Below are 23,450 nucleotides of genomic sequence, written 5' to 3'. Positions count from 1 at the left end.
CCGCAATCGAACAAGCAAGGAATAATGCAATGTTGTACGCCATTATCAGTGAAGATGTTGAGAACAGCCTGCCTCGCCGCAAGGCCAGCCGTGAAGCTCATCTGGCCCGTCTGAGTCAATTACAGGGTGCCGGCCGGCTGGTGCTGGCGGGTCCGCATCCTGCAATTGACAGTGACAACCCGGGTGAAGCCGGCTTTACCGGCAGTCTGATTGTTGCAGAATTTGCTTCACTGGAAGAAGCTCAGCAGTGGGCCGATGCAGACCCTTACATCGAAGCCGGTGTTTATGCCAAAGTAACTGTTAAACCGTTCAAGCAGGTATTTCCTCAGTGAAAGGACTCCTGAAAAAATCGATTGCTGCTTTTGCGTTGGTGTCCGGAGTGACACTGGCGCAGGCAGAAACTGTCTATATCACGGATGTGCTTTATGTCCCGGTCCGCTCCGGACCGGGCAATGAATACCGGATTATTCACCGCGGCATGCCCAGTGGCACTGCGATGACCGTGGTAGAACAAGGTGAAACCTTTACCAAGGTCAGATTGGAAAACGGACAGGAAGGCTTTATTCGCAGCCAGTATCTGCAGAATACGCCGGTAGCCCGTAATGAAATCAAGAATGTCAAAACCCAGCTGACACGTTTGCAACAAGAAAACAGCTCCTTGAAAAGTGATAAATCGGAGCTGAACAAGAAGCTGGGCTCCCTGGAAAAATCCTGGTCTACGGCCACTTCCGAACAGGAAAGTCTGGCCAGCGAGCTAAGACGTATCAAGGAAATTTCAGCCAGCAGCCTTGCCATTGATGAACGTAATAAGGTTCTGGTTGAAGAAAACCTGAAACTGAAAAACCAGTTACAGGTTGTTGAAGGTGAAGCCCAGAAAATGGCTGGCGACCACAAAGTAGCCTGGTTCCTGAGTGGAGCCGGAGCCATACTGGGTGGCGTCGTCCTGGGTCTTGTGCTGCCTAATATGCGTCCGCGTAAAAAGCGTTCTGACTGGGTATAAGTTCTCAGCCCCCGAATCGCTCTCGAAATGCTTAATATAAATGCCGCCGGAAGAAATCATCTGGCGGCATTTTTTCATCAAGGCTTGTTATGTATTCTTGCCCGCTATGTAATTCCGACGTCGATTCCAGCCCCTGGCATCAGGACAAGTTTCGCAGTTATGTTCGCTGCGCTGCTTGCATGCTGGTATTCGTTCCACCGGAGTTTCATCTTTCTTCTGAAGATGAGAAAGCTATATATGATCAGCATAATAACCAGGTTGATGACCCCGGTTATCGCCGTTTTCTCAGTCGAATATACGAGCCCGTTTGTGAGCGAATTACTTCAGAAGCAGAAGGGCTTGATTTCGGTTGTGGTCCAGGGCCGGCACTGGCCGAAATGTTCTCGGAAGCGGGCTACAGGATGAAGGTATATGACCTTTATTATGCTAACGACCCAACCACACTTGAACGGCAATATGACTTTATTACCGCTACCGAGGTTATCGAGCATCTGGCCAGTCCCGGGGAGGTCATAGACTTACTATTAAGCCTGCTGAAACCCGGTGGAACATTGGGGCTGATGACAAAACTGGTCAAAAACCGGGAGGCTTTTGCAAACTGGCACTATATTCGGGACCCTACACACATCTGTTTTTTTTCCAAAAGCACTTTTGACTGGCTGTCCAGTCGCTACGCCGTGAAAACTGAAGTTCTGGGGCAGGACACGATATTGATAAGCTCCAGATAGCTTGGCGTCTACTTCATATTACTTTTTCTATCCAGATTTTCTGTTCCTTGAGACAGCTTTGGCGGTGAAGTTGGGGTTTGAGTAACTCCTGACTCTGCTCTGTTTTCTACCGCCGCCGCAGTTGCTTCTTGCAGAAGCTGATCGATATCGTCTGGAACTGGATCTCAATAATTCTGCCTGCCCAATCCTGCAGCTCATTTTTTAGTACAGCCTCCAGAGAATGACATTTCGCAACATATTGAGATCACTCTTGATATTCAGGTATAGAAAGGTCTAATTATTTGTCTATATGACCAAGATTTCTTTCCGGTTCAATATAATCTCTCAGCCGTTGTTTAATCTGTTTTGGTTGTGGAAATCCACCATCTTCTTTCCTGTCCCAAATCTGCTTGCCATCGACACTGATTCGATACACGCCACCATATCCTGGCACCAGCTTTACTTCAGCAAGATCCTGACTGAATGTCATCAACAGCTCCTGTGCCATCCAGCCCGCCCTTAGCAGCCACTGGCAGCCGGTACAATATTCAATAGCAACAGAAGGTTTGGGGGTTTCGGTACTTATCACAGATTTACTCCACATCAATCGCCAACACTGTACAGTCGAGCAGCAGATAAATAAAATCTTCCGTCATTTTACCATCCCCGTTCAGAGACCCTCCTATGAGTGATGCTGAAAAAAGCCAGCCTCAGCCACAAACCATTGAACCTGCCGTTGCCATTACCCACCCTGAAGTCGAAGCTTATTGTGAACAGCTAACGACACCGGAACCTGAGCTGCTGCAGGAATTGGTAACATCGACTTATGACGTTATGGCCTGGCCGGGCAAACTGTCGGGGCGACTGGTTGGCCGTACCCTGAAGCTGCTGGCAGGACTGCTGCAGGCCAGAAATGTACTGGAGATCGGGATGTTTACCGGTTACTCCGCCCTGTCTCTGGCCGAGGCACTGCCTGATGATGGCAAGGTAACCTGCTGTGAAACCAACCCGAAAGCGATTGAATTTGCGCAGACTTTCTTTGACCGCAGTCCTCATGGCAATAAGATCACGCCATTGTTCGGCAATGCCATGGAAACAGTGCCGACACTGGATCAAACCTACGATCTGGTATTTATCGATGCCGACAAGCGTAACTACTTTAACTACCTGAAACTGACCGAGCCCAAGGTACGGGAAGGTGGTCTGATTATTATCGATAATGCCCTGTGGAAAGGTAATGTACTGAATCCGGAAGATGTGCGGGATCAGGCCATTGATGAAATGAATCGTTATATTGCCGAGTCACCGGTGCTTGAGAATGTATTCCTGCCAATCGCAGATGGTCTGAATGTTATTCGTAAAGTGACGCCCTGAAATATTCAGACTGCGGCTGAACCATTAGCCGCAGTCTGACTTGCATTATCACATCAGCAAGAAAACCCCGCCGATCACAAAACCACTAACAATAAGGTGCATCAGGCAGAAGCCCATAATATCCCGTGCCTGCAGTCCGGCTACAGCCAATGCCGGCAGTGCCCAGAAGGGTTGAATCATATTGGTCCAGGCATCACCCCAGGCAATGGCCATTGCCGCTTTGGCTGGTTCCACCCCAAGCTCAATAGCTGCCGGAATCATAATCGGTGCCTGCACCGCCCACTGCCCTCCACCGGAAGGAATAAACATATTCAGCAGGCCAGCACTGAGAAAGGTATATAGAGAGAAGGTTTCCGGGGTTGAAATCGATACAAACAACTCGGTGATCTGCGCGCCCAGTCCGGAAGAAATCATCATGCCCATAATGCCGGCATAAAACGGAAACTGGATAATAATGCCACCAGCGCCTTTGACTCCGGCAGTCACCGCGGCAATAAAGCGTCCAACATGAGCATGAAAGACCAGACCCAGCGCCAGAAACAGGAAGTTGACGATATCCAGTGTCAATGCCGGACCATTTAAATAGAAATACTGAATGGCATAGCCCAGCCCAAGTAATCCGGGAATAATAACAAGGGCACGACTGTGCTGGAGTTTACCCGCCGGGGTATCCGGTTCTTCATGTTCACGTATGGTATCGCTGTGAATCAAGTCGGCATCCACCAGAATCTGATCCCGGGTCTGAACCATCATCAAACGGTTCAACAACGGCATCACTACCAGAAGAATACCAAGAATCACCAGATTGAAATGGGAAAACAGGGTTTCAGAGGCAGGAATAATGCCCATGATTTCCTTCATAAAATGACCTTCAGTAGCCACCGTCAAAGGCACCGAACCGGACAGGCCACCATGCCATATCAAAAAGCCACTGTAGGCACTGGCAATCAGCAGGCGGTAATCAATCATCGGTTGATGCTTGCCCACATGGCGGGCAAACAGGGTTCCGGTAATCAGCCCGAAGCCCCAGTTAATCCAGCAACCTACAAAAGCCACCAACGTTACCAGCACAATGCCCTGCCCCGGAGTTTTGGCCAGTCGGGCCAATCGCTGCAGAAAGGATGAAACGATCGGAGCAACAGCCAGCACATAACCCGTAACCAGCACCAGTACCATCTGCATGGTGAAAGGCATCAATTTCCAGAAGGAGTCGCCCCAGTACTGCACCATCTGCAAACCGGAGGTATCTGTGGTCAGCATACCCAGCCCGAATGTCAGCAGCGTCAGAATAATGGCCAGTACGAATGGATCCGGCAGATAATGCCGCATCAAATGGTCAAAAAAGCCGGTCAGCCTTCGCATCATTTCATTAATCCTTATATCGCATTCCGTTGCTTAAGCACCCAGACACTTGCTTTCAAATATTTTGGCGGCGTCTTTTTCCACCCTTGCTGCGTTGCAGCTCTGGTCACGTAGCTACTGCTACGCTCCCGACGCTGCGCCTTGAAGGATGAAAAAATCCACACGCCAAAATACTCAAAAGAAAATGACCGGGCACTTAATTTATTAATACCACGGTATGCACAAAGGTGTAATGTTAGATGGGATTTAATAAATTGTTTTTAAAATACAGAATTAAACAAACTCAACCAATAAAAAAGCCTTTACCGAAATTACGGTAAAGGCTTTTTAAAACATCACTTTCTTATTTAGGCTCAGGCGGTTCTCAGGCTTCCTGCAGTAAACCAGTTACGGCACACCTGCATCCACATACCATACGGGCGGGCCATCAAGACCAGAGCACCAATCTGACCCACACAGGCGGTCACAACCTGCTCTCTGGAAGCCCCGGTGCCAGCTACCAGCATGGCGTAAACCGGCATCTGGAAGCTGATAAAAGCCAGGATATCCAGTACGGTGCTGCGCAGAAAACCGCCTTTGGCAGCCCCACCCCAGGCCAACAGCCAGTCCCGGTAAATACCGTAAGGACGGGCAATCACCATATTTACCGGAATACTCATCAGGCGGGATTGTAATGACTGGTCAATACTCAGGCCGGCAACAAACAATTCAACCGCCATTCCAATAATGAAACCAAAAGAAATCAATGAAAAGATATCAGCCAGAGATTCACGTTTTACAGACATTGATTCCTCCCGATCAAAACTCGTATCACACACAAAAGAATTTTTATTTGTTCGTATCTGAAAAATTCTTTTTAAAAATTCAAAAGAATCCGCTGGTACCAGATTGCGGGTTCCGGTACCAGACGGAAAAAAGCAGTCAAAAGCAAAGGGGGTCTGTCATTCTGACTGACAGAAATCGCTTCAACGGCACACTTGAGTCAATGATGAAAACAAGAGAACGGCTGTGCAGGGGAGCACAGAAAACCGAGACAGGCAGGACACCTGTACGACAAAGAAATTGCCTCTTGATTTGCGGGGCATAAGGTAGCGCCAAAACCCGAACAAGACAATAGTTGTTTTATTCTTACTTTTATTATTTTCAGATTATTACACCAACCAAAAACCACAAAAGCAGACACTAAAACCACAACTTCAATAAATATCTAGCTATAACACCTAAAGCAAATACCTCTCCTATACTCTTCAGTTCTGACCACAGCCTGAAGCAGGTGTAGAAAAACCCATGCTCAAATATCACCATCTCGGTATCCCGACGACAGAAAAGAAGCCCGGTGAGCGTCATCTACCACACCTGAAAATGTATGTCAGTGGCTATGAATCAAGCCCGTGGAAGATCGAATGGATGAGATTCGAGCCGGATTGCCCAACGCCCGAACTGGTAAAGACCGTACCCCACGTGGCATTTGAAGTGGAGGATCTGGACAAGGCTCTGGAAGGTCAGAAGGTTATTATCGAGCCGACCAGCCCCTCTGAAGGCTTGCGCGTTGCCTTTATCGAAGACAATGGCGCTCCGGTCGAGCTACTGCAATACGTCTCTACTAAGGAGAGTTGACAATATTCTCTCCCATACGGCAGGGTTACCTTGGGCGTTTTGAACAAGGAAGGTTATCCATGCAGCGTTACCCTGCCGGCACCGTATTGAAAATAGACTGTATCGCATTCTGGCATTTTGGCCTGGCCGATGGTGACGGTGGCGTTATTCATAACTCCCGCAAACGGGGCAAGGTTACCCGGGAAACACTGGAAGACTTCGCGGATGGCCGGGATATTATTGTCAGCGATATCATGGGAGATGACCCCGACAACGCAGTCAGACAGGCAAAGAAACTGTTAGGTACCCGCTACCGGGTAATGTCGGAAAACTGTGAGCACTTTGTTCGCCACGTTCATGGTCTGAACAAGGAGAGCCGTCAGATTCAACAATACGTCCTTGCCGCAGTAGGAGCTGGTACTGCACTGCTGACCAAAAATAAAATACTGAAAACAGCAGCTCTGACCATGGCTTCGGCAAGTCTTTCAACACCGGCCGAAAAAAAACCTTATCGACGCGCACTGGTTGCTGCCGGTCTTGCTGCAGGACAGGTCTGGTATAAGAATCGCAAAGCAAAAAAAACTGCAGCCAAGCAGCAGGACGAAACCAACAGCTCTCAAAAACAGTCCGAAGAAGAATCGCCCACTATCCAGAACTCAATAGAGTCTCAGGATTCGGTATAGTCTGTCCGTTTTGCAGATTCCTGTTCCTGTTTACTTATCCCCTGGCTGATATGCATCCCTACCAACCGGGCTACCATCACCGTCAGATAAATCTGCCCGGTAATCGCTTCCATAACCGCCAGTGACTGAGCGGGTGGCGTACGAGCGACAATATCGCCATATCCCAATGTCGTCAGGGTGACAAAGCTGTAATAAAAATAGTTGTACTCTGAAACCATGACGCCGGCAGAAAGCCCTTCAAATGACTGCGGCCAGATATGGTCACAGAGAAGATAAAGAAAGGTCCAGAAGTACCCAATCAACAGATAAACACAGATACTGCCGGATATGGTGTCCCGGGTTACCTGACGGGTACTGAACACCTTCGCAATCAGCTGCGCAATCACATAACCGAAAAACAGGGCATTAGTCGCGGTATCAAAAATACTGATGACCGGGTTGGGGTACAATTGAGCAAACCAGGTACTGCCAAATGTCGGTATTGCCAGTGCTGCGGAGGTAATCAACACCCGCCGTTGATGACTGAAGATATAGACCGAGGAAATCAGCAACAACGACAAGCCAATCCCGAGAAAATAACCGGCAAAGCGACTGTGAACGACATAGGGAAACAGCAGCTGGATGCCAATCATTCCGGTCAGCAGTGATGAAAAGCCAAATCGGGGCGCTTGCTGCATATTAATTTAGCCTTAATCTATACATGTCGTTTAACCTCTATTTTGTTATTTTTTAAACAGACTGCACCAATCATTTATCATAGCAAGCAAAGACCTTCCTCTCAGCAATGTATTACCCTGTATAACTGCTGAAGAGATATCAGGGCGCAGCCGGCAGCAATAACCGGACTTCCAACCCTCCCGGTTCAAGATTTTCGAGATACAGTTCGCCATCATGAATACGGGCCAGGCGTCTGGCATTCATCAGACCAAGACCACTGCCTTCCGGATTGACCTTTCGGCCATGTTCCAGCCGCACATAAGGCTTGAAGACCTCCATAAGCATATTGTCCGGTAAGCCCGGTCCCTGATCGATGATTGATATCTGCCAGTTATCTTCAAGTTGCCGTAAAGTAATTTCGGCATGTTCTCCATAACGCACGGCATTATCGATCAGGTTTTCCAGGCACCGGCGCAACGCCAGTGGCTTGCCAACAACAGTAGCGGTTATATGGCTAACCTGTTCCCTGTTAGCGGTGATACAGGCGTGACTCTCCGGATAACTGTCAACAATACTCAGCAACAGCGGCCCCAGTTCAACCCGGGTCGTGTTTTCGTGAATATCCGTATCCTTCATGGTTTGCAGCGCGCTCTTTACCATCAGGTCCAGATAATCCAGATCCTGCTCAAAGGCTTCCCGTTCAGCATCGTCATCCATCATGGCAACCCGCAATCTCAACCGTGTCAACGGGGTTTTCAAATCATGGGAGATACCACTGAACAGCTCCTTACGCTCATTCATATACTGCCGGATATTATCCTGCATCTGGTTAAAGGCATGGATTGTCTCCATCACTTCACGGCTACCGCTTTCAGGCAGAGGAACCGGCTTGAGATCACGACCAAAGGCCGATGCAGCCTTCGCCAGATTGCTGAAGGGTCGAATAATCTCCCGCACCTTCATCACCGTCAGCAATAACAGCAGGGTCAGAAGAATAGCGCCAAACACTCTGAACGAACGGTTATAACGAGCCTCGCGTCCCAGCAGCAGGCTGTCGGGAATCACAGTTGCTACATACAACCACTCTTCATTACTGATCGGTATCTGCAATACCAGCACCGGCAAATTGTAAGGCTGCAGCAGCTGAGTATGTGAATCCCAGTAATCCGGAAGGTTTTTCAGCAGGGTACGGTTATTGAAAACATGCAGCTGACGCGGATCAGCAAATTTGATATCGATCTCACCTTTTACCGATATATTCTGCTGCAGGGTCTGGCGAAAGCTGCTGATTACCAGTTGCTGATGCCTGTCTCTGGGCAGTGGTTCAATCTCGATATATTCCTGGTTCAGAGTGACAAAATAACTACCGCCACGCATCTCCCTTAGTTGGTCGAGAATAATATGTCGATAGCGTTTGGGTAGGGAGTTAAAGTACTCCACTGTTGCCGATACCCTGAGTGCCATATTGGTTGCCACTTCCCGTAGCGCAATACCGGACTCAACCCGCCACTCAACCTGCCAGATACTCCATACAATCAGCTGCGTCAGTAATACACTACCAGCTACCAGTAACAGTGTGCGGGCTAAGAAGGATCGGGTTATACGTTGCAGGCGACGCCCGACCTTTTCCTTAAAAGCGGCTTCAGGCATCACTGAAACTGACTTCAGTAGCCATTACATAACCTTTGCCACGCACAGTCTTGATAATCGACGGATTACGGGCATCGTCTTCCAGTTGGTGACGCAGTCTGCTGATCTGGACATCAATAAACCGGTCCATGGGCAGCACCTTGCGGCTGCGGGTAAGCCGGGCGATATCTTCCCGGCTTACGACCTGACCGGCATGCTCTACAAACAACATCAATAGACTGTAATCCGAGCCGGAAAGTCCTGCACAGCGGCCATCCGGTAACGTCAGATTTCGGCTCACGGTATCTATACAGAAATGATTAAACCGGCAGTAACGCTGGTCGGTCACACTTTTACCTGCATCCGGTACTTTTTCGTAGGCTTCAATTCGGCGCACAATAGCCTTGATGCGAGCCAGCAACTCTCTCGGATTAAAGGGCTTGGCCAGATAATCATCAGCTCCCAGTTCCAGACCTACAATCCGGTCAACATCATCAGACACTGCTGTCAGCATGATCACCGGAATCATCGACAGTTCCCGCAACCGGCGCACCACTTCATAACCGTCGATACCGGGCATCATAATATCCAGCACGACAAGCTGATGCCCTTCACTCCGTTCCGGGCAAGCGAAGTCTTGAAGAAAGCTTTCACCATCAGGATAAGCACTGACTTCAAAGCCATTCTTTTGTAAATAGCCTGCCAGCAGCTCCCGGATTGCATCATCATCATCGACGACAAAAATTTTGCCTTTGTCCGACATGGAAACATCCCAACCGTCTATTAAAACCGGTGAATACTACCTTAGTTCGGGGGAATTGAGTTTGTCGGATTCTACGCAGAATACTAAACAAAAGTTTATGTTTATTAATGTTTGTTGAGACAGCAGCCAATTGTAACAAAGTCTTGCAAAACGAAAGTTTGAAGAAAAAGATTTCGCGCCATAAGCCAATAATCACAAGGGATTTGTGCTCAATGCACTTGTCACCAACATCCCCGCTCAGACTCTGCAGGACTAACTGTCACTTTGTTACATTTTGACAGAGTGGCTTACCCCTCTACCTGTTTTTCATTGATAGGATTTGTCCGACATTTTGAATGTGAACAGATATAAACCTGTCCGGTCAGAACATCCGGATACAACTGATCACATACCTTCGACTTCTATCTCTGGAAACAGATATGAAAACCCTCTGCAGCCTGCTGTCAGCTTCAATTACCGCGCTACTTGTCAGCACTTCTGCTGTAGCTGCGGAGCTGGAAGTACTGCACTGGTGGACATCACCTGGAGAGCAACGGGCACTGAGCGAGCTTAAAGCTGCTGTTCACGATCAGGGAGACGAGTGGGTTGATTTTGCCATCATTGGTGGTGGTGGCGAGAATGCCATGAATGTCCTGAAATCACGGATTATATCCGGCAACCCGCCGACTGCAGCCCAGATCAAGGGCCCCACGATTAAACAATGGGGCAGTCTCGGACTGCTGGCAGATATAGACCCGGTCGCCAAAGCAGATCAGTGGGACTCGCTAATCCCGGAGCAACTACAAACCGATCTCAAGGTTGATGGTAAATATGTTGCAGCGCCTATCAATATTCACCGCAGCAACTGGATGTGGGTCAATCCTGAAGCTTTTCACAAAATTGACCGCCCTGTCCCGACAACCTGGCAACAGTTCTTTGATTCGGCTCCATTATTACGCAAAGCCGGCATAGAGCCTCTGGCTATCGGTCGGGAAGACTGGCAGCTGGCAACCCTGTTTGAAACCGTGTTGCTGGGTACTCAAGGTGTCGACTTTTATCGTAAAGCCCTGATCGAGCTTGATTCAGCAGCGCTCGACAGTGATCAAATGATTGCTGTATTCACGACACTGGCTTCCCTTCGCAATTTATTACCTTCCACTCCGGAGCAACGCTGGGATGCAGCAACTGTCCGGGTGATTGAAGGCAAGGCCGCAATACAGATTGCCGGCGACTGGGCCCGGGGTGAAATTATCGCTGCCGGCAAAGTTCCCGGAAAAGATATTCTCTGCAAGGCCGTGCCCGACACCGAAAACGATTTCATCTACATCATCGACAGTCTGGTGATGTTCAGAACAACCGACCAGCAGCAACAGCAGGCTCAGGCTCGACTCGCCCGGCTGCTAATGAATCCTGAATTTCAGCAATCATTCAGCCACTACAAAGGCTCGATTCCGATTCGCCAGATTATACATTCCAAAGCTGACAGCAAAACCGTTGATGCTTGCGCCCAAAGTGCCCGCCATGCGCTCGAGACCAGTGCCAAAGCCGGCAGCCTGCTACCCAGTATGGTGCACTCCATGGCGGTTAACGAACGGGTGAAACGCAGCTTTTTTGATGTCGTGGAACACTTTTTCAAAACACCCCGGATGACACCGGAGCAGGCCAGCGCCCAGCTGAAAGCAGCTGTCAGCGCCAGCCACTGAAATGATTGCGGTTTGTCTCTCCCAAACCGTATTCATATGACAAAAGACATTTTAACCATATAGAAGAGAAGCGGGGACAGAAGCCATGAATGTATTTGGCCTGTTACAGAAAGTCGGGCGCGCACTGATGCTGCCTGTTGCCATGCTGCCAGTGGCGGGTATTTTGCTCGGTATCGGTGCAGCTAATTTCAGCTGGATGCCAGAACTGTTAAGTCAGATTATGGCCCAGGCCGGTGGTGCCATTTTTGGTAACCTGCCACTGTTGTTCGCTGTCGGTACCGTACTGGGCCTGACCAATAACGATGGTGTTTCTTCTCTGGCGGCAATTGTCGGTTATGTGGTCATGCTCGGCACCATGGGCGTAATGGCTGGCATGTTGGGTGTTGAAACCAAGAGCATCATGGGCATCACCTCCATTGATACCGGTGTATTCGGCGGCATCCTGGTGGGTATCCTGGCTTCAGTCATGTTCAACCGCTATTACAAAATCAAGCTGCCGGAATATCTGGGGTTCTTTGCCGGCAAGCGTTTCGTACCGATTGTAACCGCTTTCGGTGCCATCGCACTGGGTATTGTGCTGGCCTTTATCTGGCCGCCAATTGGTAGCGCCATCGACTCTTTCGGTGACTATGCTGCTCACGGTAACCCGGTCACCATGGGCTTTGTTTATGGTCTGGTTGAACGTGCCCTGATTCCGTTCGGTATCCACCACGTATGGAATGTTCCGTTCCAGATGGAAATGGGTGAATTTGTCACTGCTTCCGGTACCGTTGTCACCGGCGACATTCCCCGCTTCTTTGCCGGCGACCCGACTGCCGGATTCCTGGCCGGTGGTTTCCTGTTCAAGATGTTCGGTCTGCCTGCCGCTGCCATTGCCATGTGGCATTGTGCCAAGCCGGAAAACAAGAAGCTTGTGGGCGGTATCATGATCTCCGCGGCACTGACTTCCATGTTGACCGGTATTACCGAGCCAATCGAATTCTCCTTCCTGTTCGTAGCTCCGGTACTGTACGCCATTCATGCCGTACTGGCGGGTAGCGCTTTCCTGATTACCAATTTGCTGGGCATCAAGATGGGCGCTTCATTCTCCCATGGCCTGATTGATTACACCCTGTTCGCCGGTATCGGTACCAAGTCCTTCTGGCTGATTCCACTGGGCCTGGTGTATGCCGCGATCTACTACAGCGTATTCCGCTTTGCCATCAGCAAGTTCAATCTGAAAACCCCGGGTCGTGAAGACAAGGTCGAGTCCAGCAACACTGCTACTGCTTCTTCCGGTCTCGCCAGCGACCTGATCATTGCCTTCGGTGGTGCAGCTAATATCAACAACCTGGATGCTTGTATAACTCGCCTGCGGGTCACTGTGAATGATCCGGCAAAAGTCGACCAGGACAAGATCAAATCCCTGGGTGCCAGCGGTGTACTGGTAATGGGTCAGAATATGCAGGCCATCTTCGGACCCAAGTCTGACAACATCAAAACCGAGATGCAGGAAGTGCTGCAGTCCGGCAGTGCTCCAGCCGGTGAACTGGCGACAGCCTGATAGCCGACTAATCTGATTCACTGGAGGGTTGTCATCCAATCCTCCAGTGAATACTTCCAGCCAGCCCCTCAAGCTGGCGATAGACCAACTTCCCGGCCGCAGTTTTCCAATGCTCTCCCTATAACTGCCTCCCGGAAGTTTGTTTGTCTCCCCTTTAACAGCCATCAACGGAGTGAACCGTCCTGTCAGCACTATCTCAATCAAAGCTGGCGAGCGGCAGAAAACCCTCCGATAAGCAGGTAACTGAAATGCAAATACTGGCACCGATCTCGGGTGTAATTTTTCCCATTACCGATGTTCCTGATCCGGTTTTTGCCGACAAGATGCTCGGCGACGGCATTGCTATTGATCCTGTAATCAACACACTCACTGCGCCTTTCAGCGGCCAGGTGATTCAACTACACCAGTCTCACCACGCATTGACCCTGCGTCATGAGTCCGGGCTGGAACTGCTGATGCATATCGGACTTGATACCGTCATGCTCAAGGGAGAAGGTTTTGACCCACAGGTAAAGCAAGGTGATCAGGTTAAAGCCGGTCAGCCCTTGATCCGGTTTGATGCTGACCATGTTGCCCAAAATGCCATTAGCTTGCTGACCATTATGGTGATTACCAGTCAGCATGAAGGTCTGGTTCTTACCCCGGGTAAAGGGCTTGTTACCGCATCTAAGGATACAGCCCTGACAGCTGATTTCGCCGGTGCAAATAACACCCAACCGGAAGTAGTTGTTGAGTCCACCGGTATTACCGTCACTGGCGATATTATTATTCCCAACCCGGCCGGACTTCATGCCCGCCCGGCAGCGGTATTGGCCAGTGTTGCCCGCGGTTTTAACAGTTCTGTCACCCTGAGCCTGGATGGTAAATCTTCCAAGGCTACCAGTATTACCGGACTGCTGGGCCTGGGCACTCAGTTGGGCAGTAAAGTTACTGTGACCACACAGGGCGATGATGCTGAAAAAGCACTGGAAGCAGTACTGGAAGCCATCGAAGCAGGTCTGGGAGAAAATGTTTCAGCCGTTTCGACTCAAACAGAAGAGAGCACAGAAGAAGCACCGCTGATTGGTCAACACAATACTGATCCAATGATTCTCGTCGGCGTCAAGGCGGCCGGTGGTCTTGCCATTGGTGAAGTGTTTAAAGTTGATAACCGGCGCCCGGATATTCCCGAGCAGGGCGAAGGCAGTGATGCCGAGATCACCCGTCTCAACGATGCGCTGATGTCTGCCCGTAAAGAACTGGAGATCCTTAAACAGGATCTGACAGAACAAGGTCATGACAGCCAGGTAGATATCTTTGATGCACACCTGGGATTGCTGGAAGATCCGGAAGTCACCGACAAAACCATGGAACAGGTTGTCCGGGGTAAAAGTGCGGCATATGGCTGGCATCAAAGTATTGCCGAACAGGTAGCTGCGCTGAAAGCACTGGATAACCCGCTGCTGGCCGGACGTGCTATCGATCTTGAAGACGTCGGCAACCGGGTACTCAAGCATATTCTCGGCGTAGGCGACAAGGACCGACAATTACCGAACAACTGTATTCTGGTAACAGACGATATCGCTCCTTCCGATATTATTACCCTCGATCGCAGCAAAGTGGTTGGTGTCGTCACCCGTGAAGGTGGTTCAACCTCTCATGCTGCCATCATTGCCCGCTCCATGGATCTGCCTTATGTGGTCGGTATGGGTGAGCAACTAGATCGTATGACCACCAAAGACCAGATTGTCCTGAATGCCAACAAGGCAAGGGTTAGACTCAACCCTTCCGACGAACTGATCGCTGCTATCCAGCAACAACAGCTGGATGCCAATGAGAAAAAGGCGGCTGACCTGGCTGTTGCCCACCAGCCGGCTACGACCACTGACGGTCATAATATTGAAGTTGTTGCCAATATCGGCAGCGCCAAGGATGCCCGGGAGTCACTGGAACTGGGTGGTGAAGGTGTTGGTCTGCTGCGATCCGAGTTCCTCTATATGGATCGTGCTACGGCTCCATCCGAGGACGAACAGACCGAAGTTTACAGTGAAATTGTCAAGGTCCTGGGCCCTGAACGTCCGATTATTATTCGCACCCTTGATGTTGGTGGCGACAAACCTTTGCAGTACCTGCCATTACCCGCAGAAGAAAACCCGTTCCTGGGTGAGCGGGGTATCCGTGTCGGTATTAACCGGCCATCAATTCTGCGCACTCAGGTCCGTGCCATTCTGAAAGCCTCAAAACATGGCCGGGTACGGATTATGTTACCCATGGTTGCATGTTTGAATGAATTCCGTGCCGTTAAGGAGCTGGTTGCAGAAGAGCAACAGAAGCTGGGTATTGATCAGGTTGAGCTGGGCATCATGATTGAAGTACCGGCTGCGGCACTGATGGCTCGCCAGTTTGCCAAGGAAGTCGACTTCTTCTCGGTCGGTACCAATGACCTAACCCAGTACACGCTGGCGATGGACCGGGGACACCCCAAAATGGCTTCACGCGCAGATGCCTTGAACCCAGCCGTTCTGAGTCTGATCGCACTGACTGCGGAAGCCGCTCATGCTGAAGGTAAATGGGTTGGTGTTTGTGGTGGTCTCGCCAGTGATACTGCCGCTGTTGGTATTCTGGTTGGTCTGGGTGTTGATGAGTTATCCGTCAGTGTTCCTTCCATTCCTGAGGTTAAAGCCCGGGTACGGGAGCTGAATCTGACTGACTGTAAGACACTGGCACAAAAAGCACTGGCAATGGATGGTGCTGATGATGTTCGTGAACTGGTAAAAGGCTGAGAGGAGCAAAGTCATGGGATTTTTCAGCAAGCTGTTTGGAAAGAGTGAACCGGTCCCCCAGCCTCAGTCATCGGCTCCGATAACACCACAAGCTCAACCTGCACCAAAAGCACCGGTATCGATCGATATTGATACCCAAGCCATTATCTCCGAGCTGGGAGGCAAAGATAATATTGCCAGTCTGCAAACCTGTGCAGTTACCCGGGTAAGAGTTGAGCTGAAAGCCGCGCATCAGGGTTCTGATGAAACACTGAAAAAAGCCGGGATCACAGCCAACATGAAGATTAATGAAACTGTTATTCATTTGTTGGCTGGACTGGAAGCTGACGCTGTATGTTCAGCACTTAAAGCAGAAATCACGTAAGTCGACAGGCTGATTGCCATAAAAAAACCTCCGGGCAAACAAACCTTTGTCCGGAGGTTTTCTTTTAGCCAGGTTCGACTCAGAGTACGCATTGTTATGTCCCCAAAGCAGCTCAATCAGAACCCTCTGCTTGCCTTATCGATGTTTTCAGGGAAAGCAGGTAGAAAATCCGATAAAAAATATAAGCCAAAACAGTAAAAATGCTATTTGCCGGGTTTCTGGACGGGTTCATAAACACAGGTTAAACCCCTTGCCCAAAGCGAATTCAGAACGCACCCTGCCAACTCATCAGGCAATTTTTATGTTTTCATAGGAAATAAAAAACGTCTTTCAAAATAGCCGGCAATTTACTGATATCTACTGCTGTTCATAAAGCCTGCTATGCTCTTTTTTCGCCTGTGTTTGCTATGACCTGTCTGCTGACAGTGACAATAGGTAGTTTCAATTTAGAGAGCGTTTACCTGCTGGACTTATCTTAACCGTTGACTATGTTTCAGCACTATTGCAACTGAATCGTTACCCGCCAAGCCTGAATAAAATCAACTGTTTGAGGGTATTGCCGATGTCCAGTCGAACCCAGACATTACTTATTGCTGCCGCTGCAGCGCTGTCCGGCCTGTTGTTTGGATATGATGCCGGGATTATTGCCGGCGCCCTGCTCTTTATTCGTGAAACTTTTGTAATGTCAGAGACACTGGAAGGTTTTATGGTCAGCTGTGTACCGATTGGTGCCATGCTGGCCTGTCTGATCAGTGGCCGGATATGTGATATTGCAGGACGGCGCATGACCCTGTTTTTAACCGCCCTGTGTTTCTCGATTGGCTCGATTATCAGTGCCCAGGCCGATACTGTTAACAATCTGATTGCCGGTCGTCTGTTACTGGGCATCGCTATTGGTATTGGTTCCTGCGTTGCACCTGTCTATGTATCCGAACTGGCAGACCGGACGCGGCGGGGGCAGCTGGTTAATCTGTTTGTATTTTCAATTCAGCTGGGTGTATTTCTTTCGTTTCTTTCATCCTGGCTGCAATCCGATACCGGTTCATGGCGGGTAATGATTATGCTCGGTATTATTCCTGCAGGATTGTTATTACTCGCCTCTTTTATCTTGCCTGAAAGTCCCCGCTGGTTAGTACTTCGAAACCGCAAGAGTGAAGCCAGAAAGGTGCTGATCAACTTGCATGGTAATGATGAAGGATGTATCGAACTGGAGGAAATCGAGCAGGTCGCCAGAGAAGAGAATAAAAGCGACTGGCGGCAGATATTTCAGCCACAATATTTCAAAGCCGTGCTGATTGCCATTGCTGTGAGCTTTTTCACCCAGACGGTCGGCATCAATGCGATAAACTATTATGCCCCGACCCTGTTCCAGAGCACCGGATTTGCAACGCCTTCTCAAGCCACCCTCGCAACAACAGTCATCGGCTTTATGCTGGTTGTGTCCACCACCAGCTCATTATTTTTTATTGACCGTATTGGTCGCCGCCTGCCCCTGCTACTTGGCACCATTGGAATATTGATCAGTCTTGGCCTGATTGCCGGCGCTTTCACTCTAAGTGAAGATCCAATGATCAGAGCCTGGTGCATGTTTGCTGGCGCCCTGCTATTTATGGCCTTTCACGGTATCAGTATCGGACCGGCCTGCTTTCTGATTCCCTCGGAGGTTCTTCCTGCCAGAGTTCGGGGTGCCGGAATGGGACTTGCTGTCGCATTTAACTGGGGGGCGAATGTACTGGTCGCCTTTTTCCTGCCGGTGGTACTGGCCGAATATGGTGTCGCCACCCTGTTCTGGACATTCTTTGTTATAACCCTGATCGGGCTCTATGTTTTCTGGCGCTTTATCCCGGAAACCCGTGGAGTTTCACTGGAGCGGATCGAACTGAATCTGCTCAAGGGCACTCGCCTGCGCAATATTGGTCAGCCAACTACTGAGCACTAACCATTATGCCTATCCGTCGCTTGGAAAATAAAACCATCCTGATTTCTGCTGCCGGTCAAGGGATTGGCAGGGCTGCAGCTATCGCATTTGCTCGGGAAGGAGCCCGAGTACTGGCAACAGATATTAATAAAGAGGCACTGCTTTCACTTGAAGCCGAAGCTTCAAGTATTGAAACCATGCCACTGGATGTCACCGACAGTCAGGCCGTCGCCTGTCTGAGTCACGAGATTGATACGCCGGACGTATTGTTTAATTGTGCCGGGTATGTCCATCATGGCGACTTACTCAGTTGCGATGAAGAGCGCTGGCGCTTCTCTTTTGAACTGAATGTTCACAGCATGTATTACATGTTGCAGGCTTTCCTTCCGGGTATGCTGCAACGACAACGTGGCAATATCATCAATATGTCTTCCGTTGCTTCAAGCCTGAAAGGTGTTCCTGTTCGCTGTGCCTATAGCACAACCAAAGCAGCCGTCATTGGCCTGACCCGCTCTGTTGCGTGTGACTATGTTAAACAGGGTATTCGCTGCAATGCCATCTGCCCCGGCACAGTTGATACACCCTCATATAATGATCGCGTCCGGGCAATGGGAGGAAACCTTGAGGCTAACCGAAAACAGTTTGCGGCCCGTCAACCACAGGGACGAGTAGGAACGGCTGAAGAGATTGCAGCGCTGGCAGTGTATCTCGCTTCAGATGAGTCGGCATACACTACCGGTGCTGTTCATATTATTGATGGTGGATGGAGTAATTAACGCCTAATCTTTTATCTTAACCTTTTGTCACTTTATCCAGTGCATGACTACCCCAGCCATCCAGCTTGTTTTCAATAAATACCAGAGGAGTACATTCATCTTTGGAGGTGTAGTTGTCAGCTTTAACCCGGTGAGTTCTGTAATACAGAACCCGTACTTCCTGATTATTTACTTTATAAAGTTCAGTGAACTCAGGAACCCCTAGTTTGACTTTGACATCCGCCATTAGCTCACCGGTCTTCAACCGGGAAATTTTCTCTCTGCGAACCTGATCTGCTTTTTCTATGGCAGAGACTTTGTGCCCTGAGCCACCCTCAGTATTTCCAACCTTGATAGAACAACCGGCCAGAATCACAACACAGAGCACCAAAATACACTTAACGAATCTTGTTATTATCATGTTTTTCTCGTTGAGTAATTTGATCTATCAGGCAGTAGCAGTGGTATCGGATTCGCTATTTTCCTGCCGCTTTTTATCTAAATCCCGAAAGTCACGAGCCATTTTCAGGTGACCAGAAGTAATACAGCCTTCAAGCCCTGATACTCTTTTTTCAAGTCGCTTCAACCGACGAGCCATTTGCTTGACTGCCGGCCGGGTCAGTTTAGGATAGCTGTCAGCAGGTTCACTCATGTCAGCCGCTTGTTGCCTTACCTGTCCGGCTGCCTCACCTGAATGAGCTGCTTCCCTGGCCTTCTTCCTTTTCTTTCTGGAGCCGCGAGTGGTGCTGCCACTCATACTCAGCAACACACCAATAGTGATATAGGCCAAAATGGCTCTTGAGGTCGAAGTAAAAAAGTAAGCTCCGCCTACCGTCGCAATCCGCACCGCCAGTACATCCAGGTGAAAGCGGTTGGCAATATAACTGCAGACTCCCATGATAGCCGGAGAGGCCTGACTATCCTCCTGCTGGGTAAAGATCTCTTTCAGAATTCTTTTCATGCCCGGTTTCTCCAGTCCGGCACTTCGGCATCCAGGATACGCTCCAGTGTATGAACTCTGTCTTCCATCACTTCCATACGGTGAACCGTGGACTCAAACAGCTCCTGAGACTCTTCATCCAGACGCTTGGATTGCCTGATCTGGGTAACGTAGTGAAACACCAGCCAGGGCAAAAACAGGAACAGCACCAGAATGGCACTGATGGGAACAAGCTCTTCGATGATTACGGCTTCCATCCGGAATGAAACCCTCCAGTTAAATTGCCATGTCGGATGCTGTTCTTTTGCTGCACATTTTCTTTCAATACAGCAATGATCTACAAACAGCTCGTTACGGCTTTTTATTATTTCTTTATAACAGACGTTTATATCAGACAGAGTAACCTGAATAACCGCTGGACTCTAGACTAACCCTGTCTTTTATATTTACTTGAAGTGCTGTGCCTGTTATTGCTTCAGGCTGTTCTTCAGAGCTTCCAGCTCTTTATCAATCGCACTGTTCATCTCCAGCTCCTGCAGTTCGTTACTCAGCTTGGAGTCGCCCATATCAAAGGCATCCAGCTGCCCTTCCAGGGCATCAATATCCCTTTCCATATGTTCAAACCGCGCTTCCTGCCGCAACCGGTTTTCTTCCCGGGTCTGCTCACGCATTTTCAGACGGTTTGTGCCAACCTGTTTTCTCAGACGGATCGAATCAAGTCGCTTGCGTGCATCTTTCATTGCACCCTGCAGTCGCTGGATATCTTCATCTTGCTTATCCAGCTGCTGCTCCATTTCAGATAAATAAGCCTGCTTCTCTTTTACCTGCAGCATGACTTTCTGTTTTTCTGACAATGCATGCCGGGCCAGATCTTCCCGCTCATGCTGCAGTGCCAGTGCTGCCTTTTCAGCCCATTCCTGAGCACTTTGCTCCAGTCTGATTAACTGTCGTTCAGTTTCTTTCTTGTCAGCAATTAACCGGGCGGCATCAGTGCGAACTTCAACCAGTGTTTCTTCCATTTCCTGCAGCATCAGACGCGCCATTTTTTCAGGGTCTTCTGCTTTATCCAGCAATGCTGTGATATTGGCATTCATGATATCGCTGAGGCGTGAAAAGATGCTCATCTTGTTTAACTCCTTAAAGCTGCTGCTCTGAATATTGTTTAATCTCTGCAGCAACAGCCTGTTGTTCCATCTGCTCTTCTGGCATTGCATCCAGCATCAGCTGATGCAGCTTGGCAATTTCAGCAGGAATACTCCGTTTGATGTCTTCTTCGATCCGGGCCATGGACTCGTTCTTCAGCACCTGCAATTCATCCTGCGGAATTGCCTTGGCAGGTTCGGCGTCAGGACCAGCCACCGCTGATTGACTTACGACAGGCAACGCCAGAACCAGAGCGACAATAACAGATTGCAAGTGACCTTTCATGATTGTGTTCCTTTCCGTGATCAGAAGTGAAGGTTTTTTCACCTTCTTGCCCTTATACATTTCACATATCGTGCCAACTTCAAATAACAACATAACCTGTTGTTTATTAAGGAAATATTTCTTTTACCAAAAATTTACTTAAATTTAATCATGGTTTTTAAAACCACCCTGTGGTGAGATAAACCAACTCTTGGTGAAAATCACAACAACAATTACAAACCATAAAATGACTAACCACAGAAAAGGACTGATCGGCTCATCCTCGGCATTTCTGGAGATGATGGAGTCCGTTTCCCGCTATGCCCGCCATCATCGCCCGGTACTGGTTATCGGGGAACGGGGAACCGGCAAGGAAGAAATCGCCAGTCGTCTGCATTACCTGTCGCCACGCTGGCAGCAAAATCTGGTGAAGCTGAATTGTGCCGCCTTTAATGATGAGTTACTGGATTCAGAACTGTTCGGTCATGAAGCCGGAGCGTTTACCGGTGCCCGCCAGAGTCGAGCCGGACTGTTTGAGGAAGCCGACGGTGGCACCCTGTTTCTGGATGAGCTTGCCACCATGGGGCCACGGCTGCAGGACAAACTGTTGCGGGTAACGGAGTATGGCGAGTTTTACCGGGTTGGCAGTTCCCGGGTTATTAAAGTCGATGTCCGGGTTATTGCCGCAACCAATGAAAACCTTCCTGAGCTTGCTGCTGCAGGAAAGTTCAGACAGGACCTGTTGGATCGACTGGCCTTTGATGTGATTGCTATCCCGCCTTTACGTGTTCGCCAGGATGACATTCTGCAATTGGCTCATCACTTTGCCCTGCGAATGCAACATGAGCTTGCCGATGAGATGTCGGATGCTGAATTCAACGGATTCTCCGAAACAGCTATTGAAACGTTAATACACCACCACTGGCCCGGTAATGTCCGTGAGCTGAAAAATGCGGTTGAACGTAGTGTTTGTCATGCAGGATCAGATGGTTATATCGAGCGGATTATTCTCAATCCCTTCGATTCACCCTGGCTAAAAAGCCTGGAGCAGCGTGTTGAAACAGAACCTGCGCAACCAGCTGCCAACAATGAAAAAACACCTGACCTGGGTGTACTGGAAAGCAGTCTGGAACAGCTGACAGAGGGTTGTTCAATCAATCTCAAACAGATTCAGATTGATGTTGAAAAAGCACTACTGAACCGTGCGCTTGAAGCCAGTCAGTTCAAACAGCGCAAGGCCGCTGAAAAACTGGGACTGACTTATGATCAGCTTCGAAGCCTTATACGCAAGTACCCACAAACTGAAGCCGAAAGCTGAATATTAACCCGCTTTAGAGTTTGCGCTTACTCCCGCTGCCAACTACGTTTTCTGACTCAGGTGTTGCAGCGGAGACTCGAACGCAGTGAAGCTTTTACGCTATGGTCCTCCCGGATCTGAAAAGCCCGGCATACTCGACAGTCATCATGTAATTCGAGACCTGAGTGCAGTGGTACCGGATATCAGCGGTGCAACTTTATTGCCGCGGCAACTGGATATATTGCGTCGGGTTGACCTGGAAACACTCCCTGCGGTTACTGGCAACCCCCGCATTGGCGCCTGTGTCAGTGGTACCGGCAAACTGCTATGCATTGGTCTGAATTATGCAGATCATGCTGCAGAATCCGGAATGCAGGTACCTGAAGAGCCGGTACTGTTTGGTAAAGCCACCAGCGCCATCAGTGGTCCTTTCGACCCGGTTATGATTCCCCTTCACTCAACCAAAACAGATTGGGAAGTCGAACTGGGCATTGTGATTGGTCAGCCCGCAAAGCATGTATCTGAAGCTGATGCAATCAACCATATTGCCGGTTACTGCATTATTAATGATCTGTCCGAACGCCAGTGGCAACTTGAAGGCACCGGACAATGGATCAAGGGCAAAAGCTGTGACACCTTTGCACCACTTGGCCCCTGGCTGGTAACAACCGATGAAATACCCGATCCACAAAATCTGGATATCTGGCTGGAAGTAGACGGTCACCGTTACCAGAATGGTAATACCAGCACCATGGTTTTTGGTGCTGCAGCCCTGGTCAGTTATCTCAGTCAATTCTTCACTCTTCACACCGGCGATATCATTTCGAGTGGTACTCCACCAGGCGTGGGATTAGGCCAAAAGCCGGAACCGGTTTACCTTAAGCCCGGTCAGGTTATACGACTGGGCATCAGTGGGCTGGGTGTTCAGGAACAACAAACCTGTCTGGAAGAATTACCCATCACACCAGCCGAGCATTCTTCTATAGCGGTGGCAGAGGGGCGGGTTTAAAT

General features: G+C 49.5%; 25 protein-coding genes. 14 read left to right on the top strand and 11 right to left on the bottom strand.

Annotation, left to right across the window (positions count from 1 at the left end):
- Positions 1 to 29: 29 nt before the first annotated feature.
- From ACYZZ0_RS10635 to ACYZZ0_RS10625, 3 genes are all read left to right on the top strand, one after another.
- Complete coding sequence (locus tag ACYZZ0_RS10635; RefSeq protein ID WP_461536601.1) at positions 30 to 332, top strand: YciI family protein; 303 nt, start codon at positions 30 to 32, stop codon at positions 330 to 332.
- Positions 329 to 1,000, top strand: a complete 672-nt coding sequence (locus ACYZZ0_RS10630) for a TIGR04211 family SH3 domain-containing protein (protein ID WP_461536600.1) — start codon at positions 329 to 331, stop codon at positions 998 to 1,000. Before ACYZZ0_RS10635 ends, ACYZZ0_RS10630 begins: the two co-directional genes overlap by 4 nt.
- A 179-nt stretch (positions 1,001 to 1,179) precedes the next feature.
- The gene (locus ACYZZ0_RS10625; protein WP_461536599.1) at positions 1,180 to 1,728 is read left to right on the top strand and encodes a class I SAM-dependent methyltransferase; all 549 of its coding nucleotides are present in this window, start codon (positions 1,180 to 1,182) and stop codon (positions 1,726 to 1,728) included.
- A 277-nt stretch (positions 1,729 to 2,005) separates the two neighbouring features.
- On the opposite strand, the gene ACYZZ0_RS10620 is transcribed toward ACYZZ0_RS10625, so the two are convergent.
- Entirely contained in the window at positions 2,006 to 2,296 is a 291-nt protein-coding gene (locus ACYZZ0_RS10620) for an Rdx family protein (protein WP_461536598.1), read from the bottom strand.
- A gap of 95 nt (positions 2,297 to 2,391) precedes the next feature.
- Here ACYZZ0_RS10620 and ACYZZ0_RS10615 point away from each other — a divergent pair, with 95 nt between their 5' ends.
- Positions 2,392 to 3,081, top strand: coding sequence for an O-methyltransferase (locus ACYZZ0_RS10615; RefSeq protein WP_461536597.1), 690 nt, complete (start codon positions 2,392 to 2,394; stop codon positions 3,079 to 3,081).
- Between the two features lie 48 nt (positions 3,082 to 3,129).
- On the opposite strand, the gene ACYZZ0_RS10610 is transcribed toward ACYZZ0_RS10615, so the two are convergent.
- A complete protein-coding gene (locus ACYZZ0_RS10610; RefSeq protein ID WP_461536596.1) occupies positions 3,130 to 4,446 on the bottom strand; it encodes a short-chain fatty acid transporter in 1,317 nt (438 codons plus the stop codon).
- A gap of 350 nt (positions 4,447 to 4,796) precedes the next feature.
- On the bottom strand, positions 4,797 to 5,228 hold the full coding sequence (gene alaE, locus ACYZZ0_RS10605) for an L-alanine exporter AlaE (RefSeq protein ID WP_461536595.1): 432 nt from the start codon (positions 5,226 to 5,228) through the stop codon (positions 4,797 to 4,799).
- A gap of 502 nt (positions 5,229 to 5,730) precedes the next feature.
- Here alaE and ACYZZ0_RS10600 point away from each other — a divergent pair.
- A complete protein-coding gene (locus ACYZZ0_RS10600) occupies positions 5,731 to 6,060 on the top strand; it encodes a VOC family protein (protein ID WP_461536594.1) in 330 nt (109 codons plus the stop codon).
- Between the two features lie 59 nt (positions 6,061 to 6,119).
- Positions 6,120 to 6,722: a lecithin retinol acyltransferase family protein gene (locus tag ACYZZ0_RS10595; protein WP_461536593.1), complete on the top strand. Its 603-nt coding sequence runs from the start codon at positions 6,120 to 6,122 to the stop codon at positions 6,720 to 6,722.
- Here the strand turns inward: ACYZZ0_RS10595 and ACYZZ0_RS10590 are convergent.
- The 3 genes from ACYZZ0_RS10590 to ACYZZ0_RS10580 all read right to left on the bottom strand — a co-directional run bounded on the left by ACYZZ0_RS10590 (position 6,707) and on the right by ACYZZ0_RS10580 (position 9,771).
- Entirely contained in the window at positions 6,707 to 7,399 is a 693-nt protein-coding gene (locus ACYZZ0_RS10590) for a potassium channel family protein (RefSeq protein WP_461536592.1), read from the bottom strand. The genes ACYZZ0_RS10595 and ACYZZ0_RS10590 overlap by 16 nt on opposite strands.
- A 139-nt stretch (positions 7,400 to 7,538) precedes the next feature.
- Positions 7,539 to 9,029 carry an ATP-binding protein gene (locus tag ACYZZ0_RS10585; protein WP_461536844.1) on the bottom strand — a complete coding sequence of 497 codons (1,491 nt, stop codon included), beginning with the start codon at positions 9,027 to 9,029 and terminating at the stop codon, positions 7,539 to 7,541.
- Positions 9,022 to 9,771 (bottom strand): response regulator, encoded by a 750-nt coding sequence (locus ACYZZ0_RS10580; RefSeq protein ID WP_461536591.1) that lies wholly within the window; start codon positions 9,769 to 9,771, stop codon positions 9,022 to 9,024. Before ACYZZ0_RS10580 ends, ACYZZ0_RS10585 begins: the two co-directional genes overlap by 8 nt.
- A 419-nt stretch (positions 9,772 to 10,190) precedes the next feature.
- On the opposite strand from ACYZZ0_RS10580, the gene ACYZZ0_RS10575 reads away from it, so the two are divergent.
- From ACYZZ0_RS10575 to ACYZZ0_RS10550, 6 genes are all read left to right on the top strand, one after another.
- The gene (locus ACYZZ0_RS10575; RefSeq protein WP_461536590.1) at positions 10,191 to 11,453 is read left to right on the top strand and encodes an ABC transporter substrate-binding protein; all 1,263 of its coding nucleotides are present in this window, start codon (positions 10,191 to 10,193) and stop codon (positions 11,451 to 11,453) included.
- Between the two features lie 85 nt (positions 11,454 to 11,538).
- Positions 11,539 to 12,996 (top strand): PTS glucose transporter subunit IIBC, encoded by a 1,458-nt coding sequence (gene ptsG, locus ACYZZ0_RS10570; protein WP_461536589.1) that lies wholly within the window; start codon positions 11,539 to 11,541, stop codon positions 12,994 to 12,996.
- 248 nt (positions 12,997 to 13,244) lie between these two features.
- Positions 13,245 to 15,758, top strand: coding sequence for a phosphoenolpyruvate--protein phosphotransferase (gene ptsP, locus ACYZZ0_RS10565; protein ID WP_461536588.1), 2,514 nt, complete (start codon positions 13,245 to 13,247; stop codon positions 15,756 to 15,758).
- A gap of 13 nt (positions 15,759 to 15,771) precedes the next feature.
- Positions 15,772 to 16,122 carry a PTS transporter subunit EIIB gene (locus ACYZZ0_RS10560; RefSeq protein ID WP_461536587.1) on the top strand — a complete coding sequence of 117 codons (351 nt, stop codon included), beginning with the start codon at positions 15,772 to 15,774 and terminating at the stop codon, positions 16,120 to 16,122.
- A gap of 562 nt (positions 16,123 to 16,684) precedes the next feature.
- On the top strand, positions 16,685 to 18,061 hold the full coding sequence (locus ACYZZ0_RS10555) for a sugar porter family MFS transporter (RefSeq protein ID WP_461536586.1): 1,377 nt from the start codon (positions 16,685 to 16,687) through the stop codon (positions 18,059 to 18,061).
- 5 nt (positions 18,062 to 18,066) lie between these two features.
- Positions 18,067 to 18,816, top strand: coding sequence for an SDR family oxidoreductase (locus ACYZZ0_RS10550; RefSeq protein ID WP_461536585.1), 750 nt, complete (start codon positions 18,067 to 18,069; stop codon positions 18,814 to 18,816).
- A 16-nt stretch (positions 18,817 to 18,832) separates the two neighbouring features.
- Here the strand turns inward: ACYZZ0_RS10550 and ACYZZ0_RS10545 are convergent, their stop codons facing one another.
- The 5 genes from ACYZZ0_RS10545 to ACYZZ0_RS10525 form a co-directional block, all read right to left on the bottom strand.
- Complete coding sequence (locus ACYZZ0_RS10545) at positions 18,833 to 19,216, bottom strand: DUF3192 domain-containing protein (protein ID WP_461536584.1); 384 nt, start codon at positions 19,214 to 19,216, stop codon at positions 18,833 to 18,835.
- A 27-nt stretch (positions 19,217 to 19,243) separates the two neighbouring features.
- Positions 19,244 to 19,756, bottom strand: a complete 513-nt coding sequence (locus tag ACYZZ0_RS10540; RefSeq protein ID WP_461536583.1) for a PspC domain-containing protein — start codon at positions 19,754 to 19,756, stop codon at positions 19,244 to 19,246.
- Positions 19,753 to 19,992, bottom strand: coding sequence for an envelope stress response membrane protein PspB (gene pspB, locus ACYZZ0_RS10535; RefSeq protein ID WP_461536582.1), 240 nt, complete (start codon positions 19,990 to 19,992; stop codon positions 19,753 to 19,755). The genes ACYZZ0_RS10540 and pspB overlap by 4 nt, the downstream gene beginning before the upstream one ends.
- A 210-nt stretch (positions 19,993 to 20,202) precedes the next feature.
- Entirely contained in the window at positions 20,203 to 20,859 is a 657-nt protein-coding gene (locus ACYZZ0_RS10530) for a PspA/IM30 family protein (RefSeq protein WP_461536581.1), read from the bottom strand.
- A 13-nt stretch (positions 20,860 to 20,872) separates the two neighbouring features.
- The gene (locus ACYZZ0_RS10525) at positions 20,873 to 21,163 is read right to left on the bottom strand and encodes a hypothetical protein (RefSeq protein WP_461536580.1); all 291 of its coding nucleotides are present in this window, start codon (positions 21,161 to 21,163) and stop codon (positions 20,873 to 20,875) included.
- Between the two features lie 226 nt (positions 21,164 to 21,389).
- Between ACYZZ0_RS10525 and pspF the strand changes: the two genes are divergently transcribed.
- Together pspF and ACYZZ0_RS10515 are read left to right on the top strand one after the other, a co-directional pair.
- On the top strand, positions 21,390 to 22,460 hold the full coding sequence (gene pspF, locus ACYZZ0_RS10520; RefSeq protein WP_461536579.1) for a phage shock protein operon transcriptional activator: 1,071 nt from the start codon (positions 21,390 to 21,392) through the stop codon (positions 22,458 to 22,460).
- 85 nt (positions 22,461 to 22,545) lie between these two features.
- Positions 22,546 to 23,448, top strand: coding sequence for a fumarylacetoacetate hydrolase family protein (locus tag ACYZZ0_RS10515; protein ID WP_461536578.1), 903 nt, complete (start codon positions 22,546 to 22,548; stop codon positions 23,446 to 23,448).
- The last annotated feature ends 2 nt before the right edge of the window (positions 23,449 to 23,450 follow it).

This window comes from Spongorhabdus nitratireducens, from assembly GCA_947387575.1.
Classification (GTDB): Bacteria; Pseudomonadota; Gammaproteobacteria; order Pseudomonadales; family Endozoicomonadaceae; genus CANDOC01.
Note: the sequence above shows the minus strand (reverse complement) of the source record. Positions and strands in the feature narration are given on the sequence as shown.

Coding starts and splice junctions, on each gene's coding strand:
- ACYZZ0_RS10610 (WP_461536596.1), bottom strand. CDS start 4,446: ATGATGCGAAGGCTGACCGGCTTTTTTGACCATTTGATGCGGCATTAT.
- ACYZZ0_RS10550 (WP_461536585.1), top strand. CDS start 18,067: ATGCCTATCCGTCGCTTGGAAAATAAAACCATCCTGATTTCTGCTGCC.
- ACYZZ0_RS10530 (WP_461536581.1), bottom strand. CDS start 20,859: ATGAGCATCTTTTCACGCCTCAGCGATATCATGAATGCCAATATCACA.
- pspF (WP_461536579.1), top strand. CDS start 21,390: ATGACTAACCACAGAAAAGGACTGATCGGCTCATCCTCGGCATTTCTG.
- ACYZZ0_RS10555 (WP_461536586.1), top strand. CDS start 16,685: ATGTCCAGTCGAACCCAGACATTACTTATTGCTGCCGCTGCAGCGCTG.
- ACYZZ0_RS10525 (WP_461536580.1), bottom strand. CDS start 21,163: ATGAAAGGTCACTTGCAATCTGTTATTGTCGCTCTGGTTCTGGCGTTG.
- ACYZZ0_RS10615 (WP_461536597.1), top strand. CDS start 2,392: ATGAGTGATGCTGAAAAAAGCCAGCCTCAGCCACAAACCATTGAACCT.
- ACYZZ0_RS10540 (WP_461536583.1), bottom strand. CDS start 19,756: ATGAAAAGAATTCTGAAAGAGATCTTTACCCAGCAGGAGGATAGTCAG.
- ACYZZ0_RS10590 (WP_461536592.1), bottom strand. CDS start 7,399: ATGCAGCAAGCGCCCCGATTTGGCTTTTCATCACTGCTGACCGGAATG.
- ACYZZ0_RS10595 (WP_461536593.1), top strand. CDS start 6,120: ATGCAGCGTTACCCTGCCGGCACCGTATTGAAAATAGACTGTATCGCA.
- ACYZZ0_RS10625 (WP_461536599.1), top strand. CDS start 1,180: ATGCTGGTATTCGTTCCACCGGAGTTTCATCTTTCTTCTGAAGATGAG.
- ACYZZ0_RS10545 (WP_461536584.1), bottom strand. CDS start 19,216: ATGATAATAACAAGATTCGTTAAGTGTATTTTGGTGCTCTGTGTTGTG.
- ACYZZ0_RS10585 (WP_461536844.1), bottom strand. CDS start 9,029: ATGCCTGAAGCCGCTTTTAAGGAAAAGGTCGGGCGTCGCCTGCAACGT.
- ptsG (WP_461536589.1), top strand. CDS start 11,539: ATGAATGTATTTGGCCTGTTACAGAAAGTCGGGCGCGCACTGATGCTG.
- ptsP (WP_461536588.1), top strand. CDS start 13,245: ATGCAAATACTGGCACCGATCTCGGGTGTAATTTTTCCCATTACCGAT.
- ACYZZ0_RS10635 (WP_461536601.1), top strand. CDS start 30: ATGTTGTACGCCATTATCAGTGAAGATGTTGAGAACAGCCTGCCTCGC.
- pspB (WP_461536582.1), bottom strand. CDS start 19,992: ATGGAAGCCGTAATCATCGAAGAGCTTGTTCCCATCAGTGCCATTCTG.
- ACYZZ0_RS10560 (WP_461536587.1), top strand. CDS start 15,772: ATGGGATTTTTCAGCAAGCTGTTTGGAAAGAGTGAACCGGTCCCCCAG.
- ACYZZ0_RS10580 (WP_461536591.1), bottom strand. CDS start 9,771: ATGTCGGACAAAGGCAAAATTTTTGTCGTCGATGATGATGATGCAATC.
- alaE (WP_461536595.1), bottom strand. CDS start 5,228: ATGTCTGTAAAACGTGAATCTCTGGCTGATATCTTTTCATTGATTTCT.
- ACYZZ0_RS10575 (WP_461536590.1), top strand. CDS start 10,191: ATGAAAACCCTCTGCAGCCTGCTGTCAGCTTCAATTACCGCGCTACTT.
- ACYZZ0_RS10600 (WP_461536594.1), top strand. CDS start 5,731: ATGCTCAAATATCACCATCTCGGTATCCCGACGACAGAAAAGAAGCCC.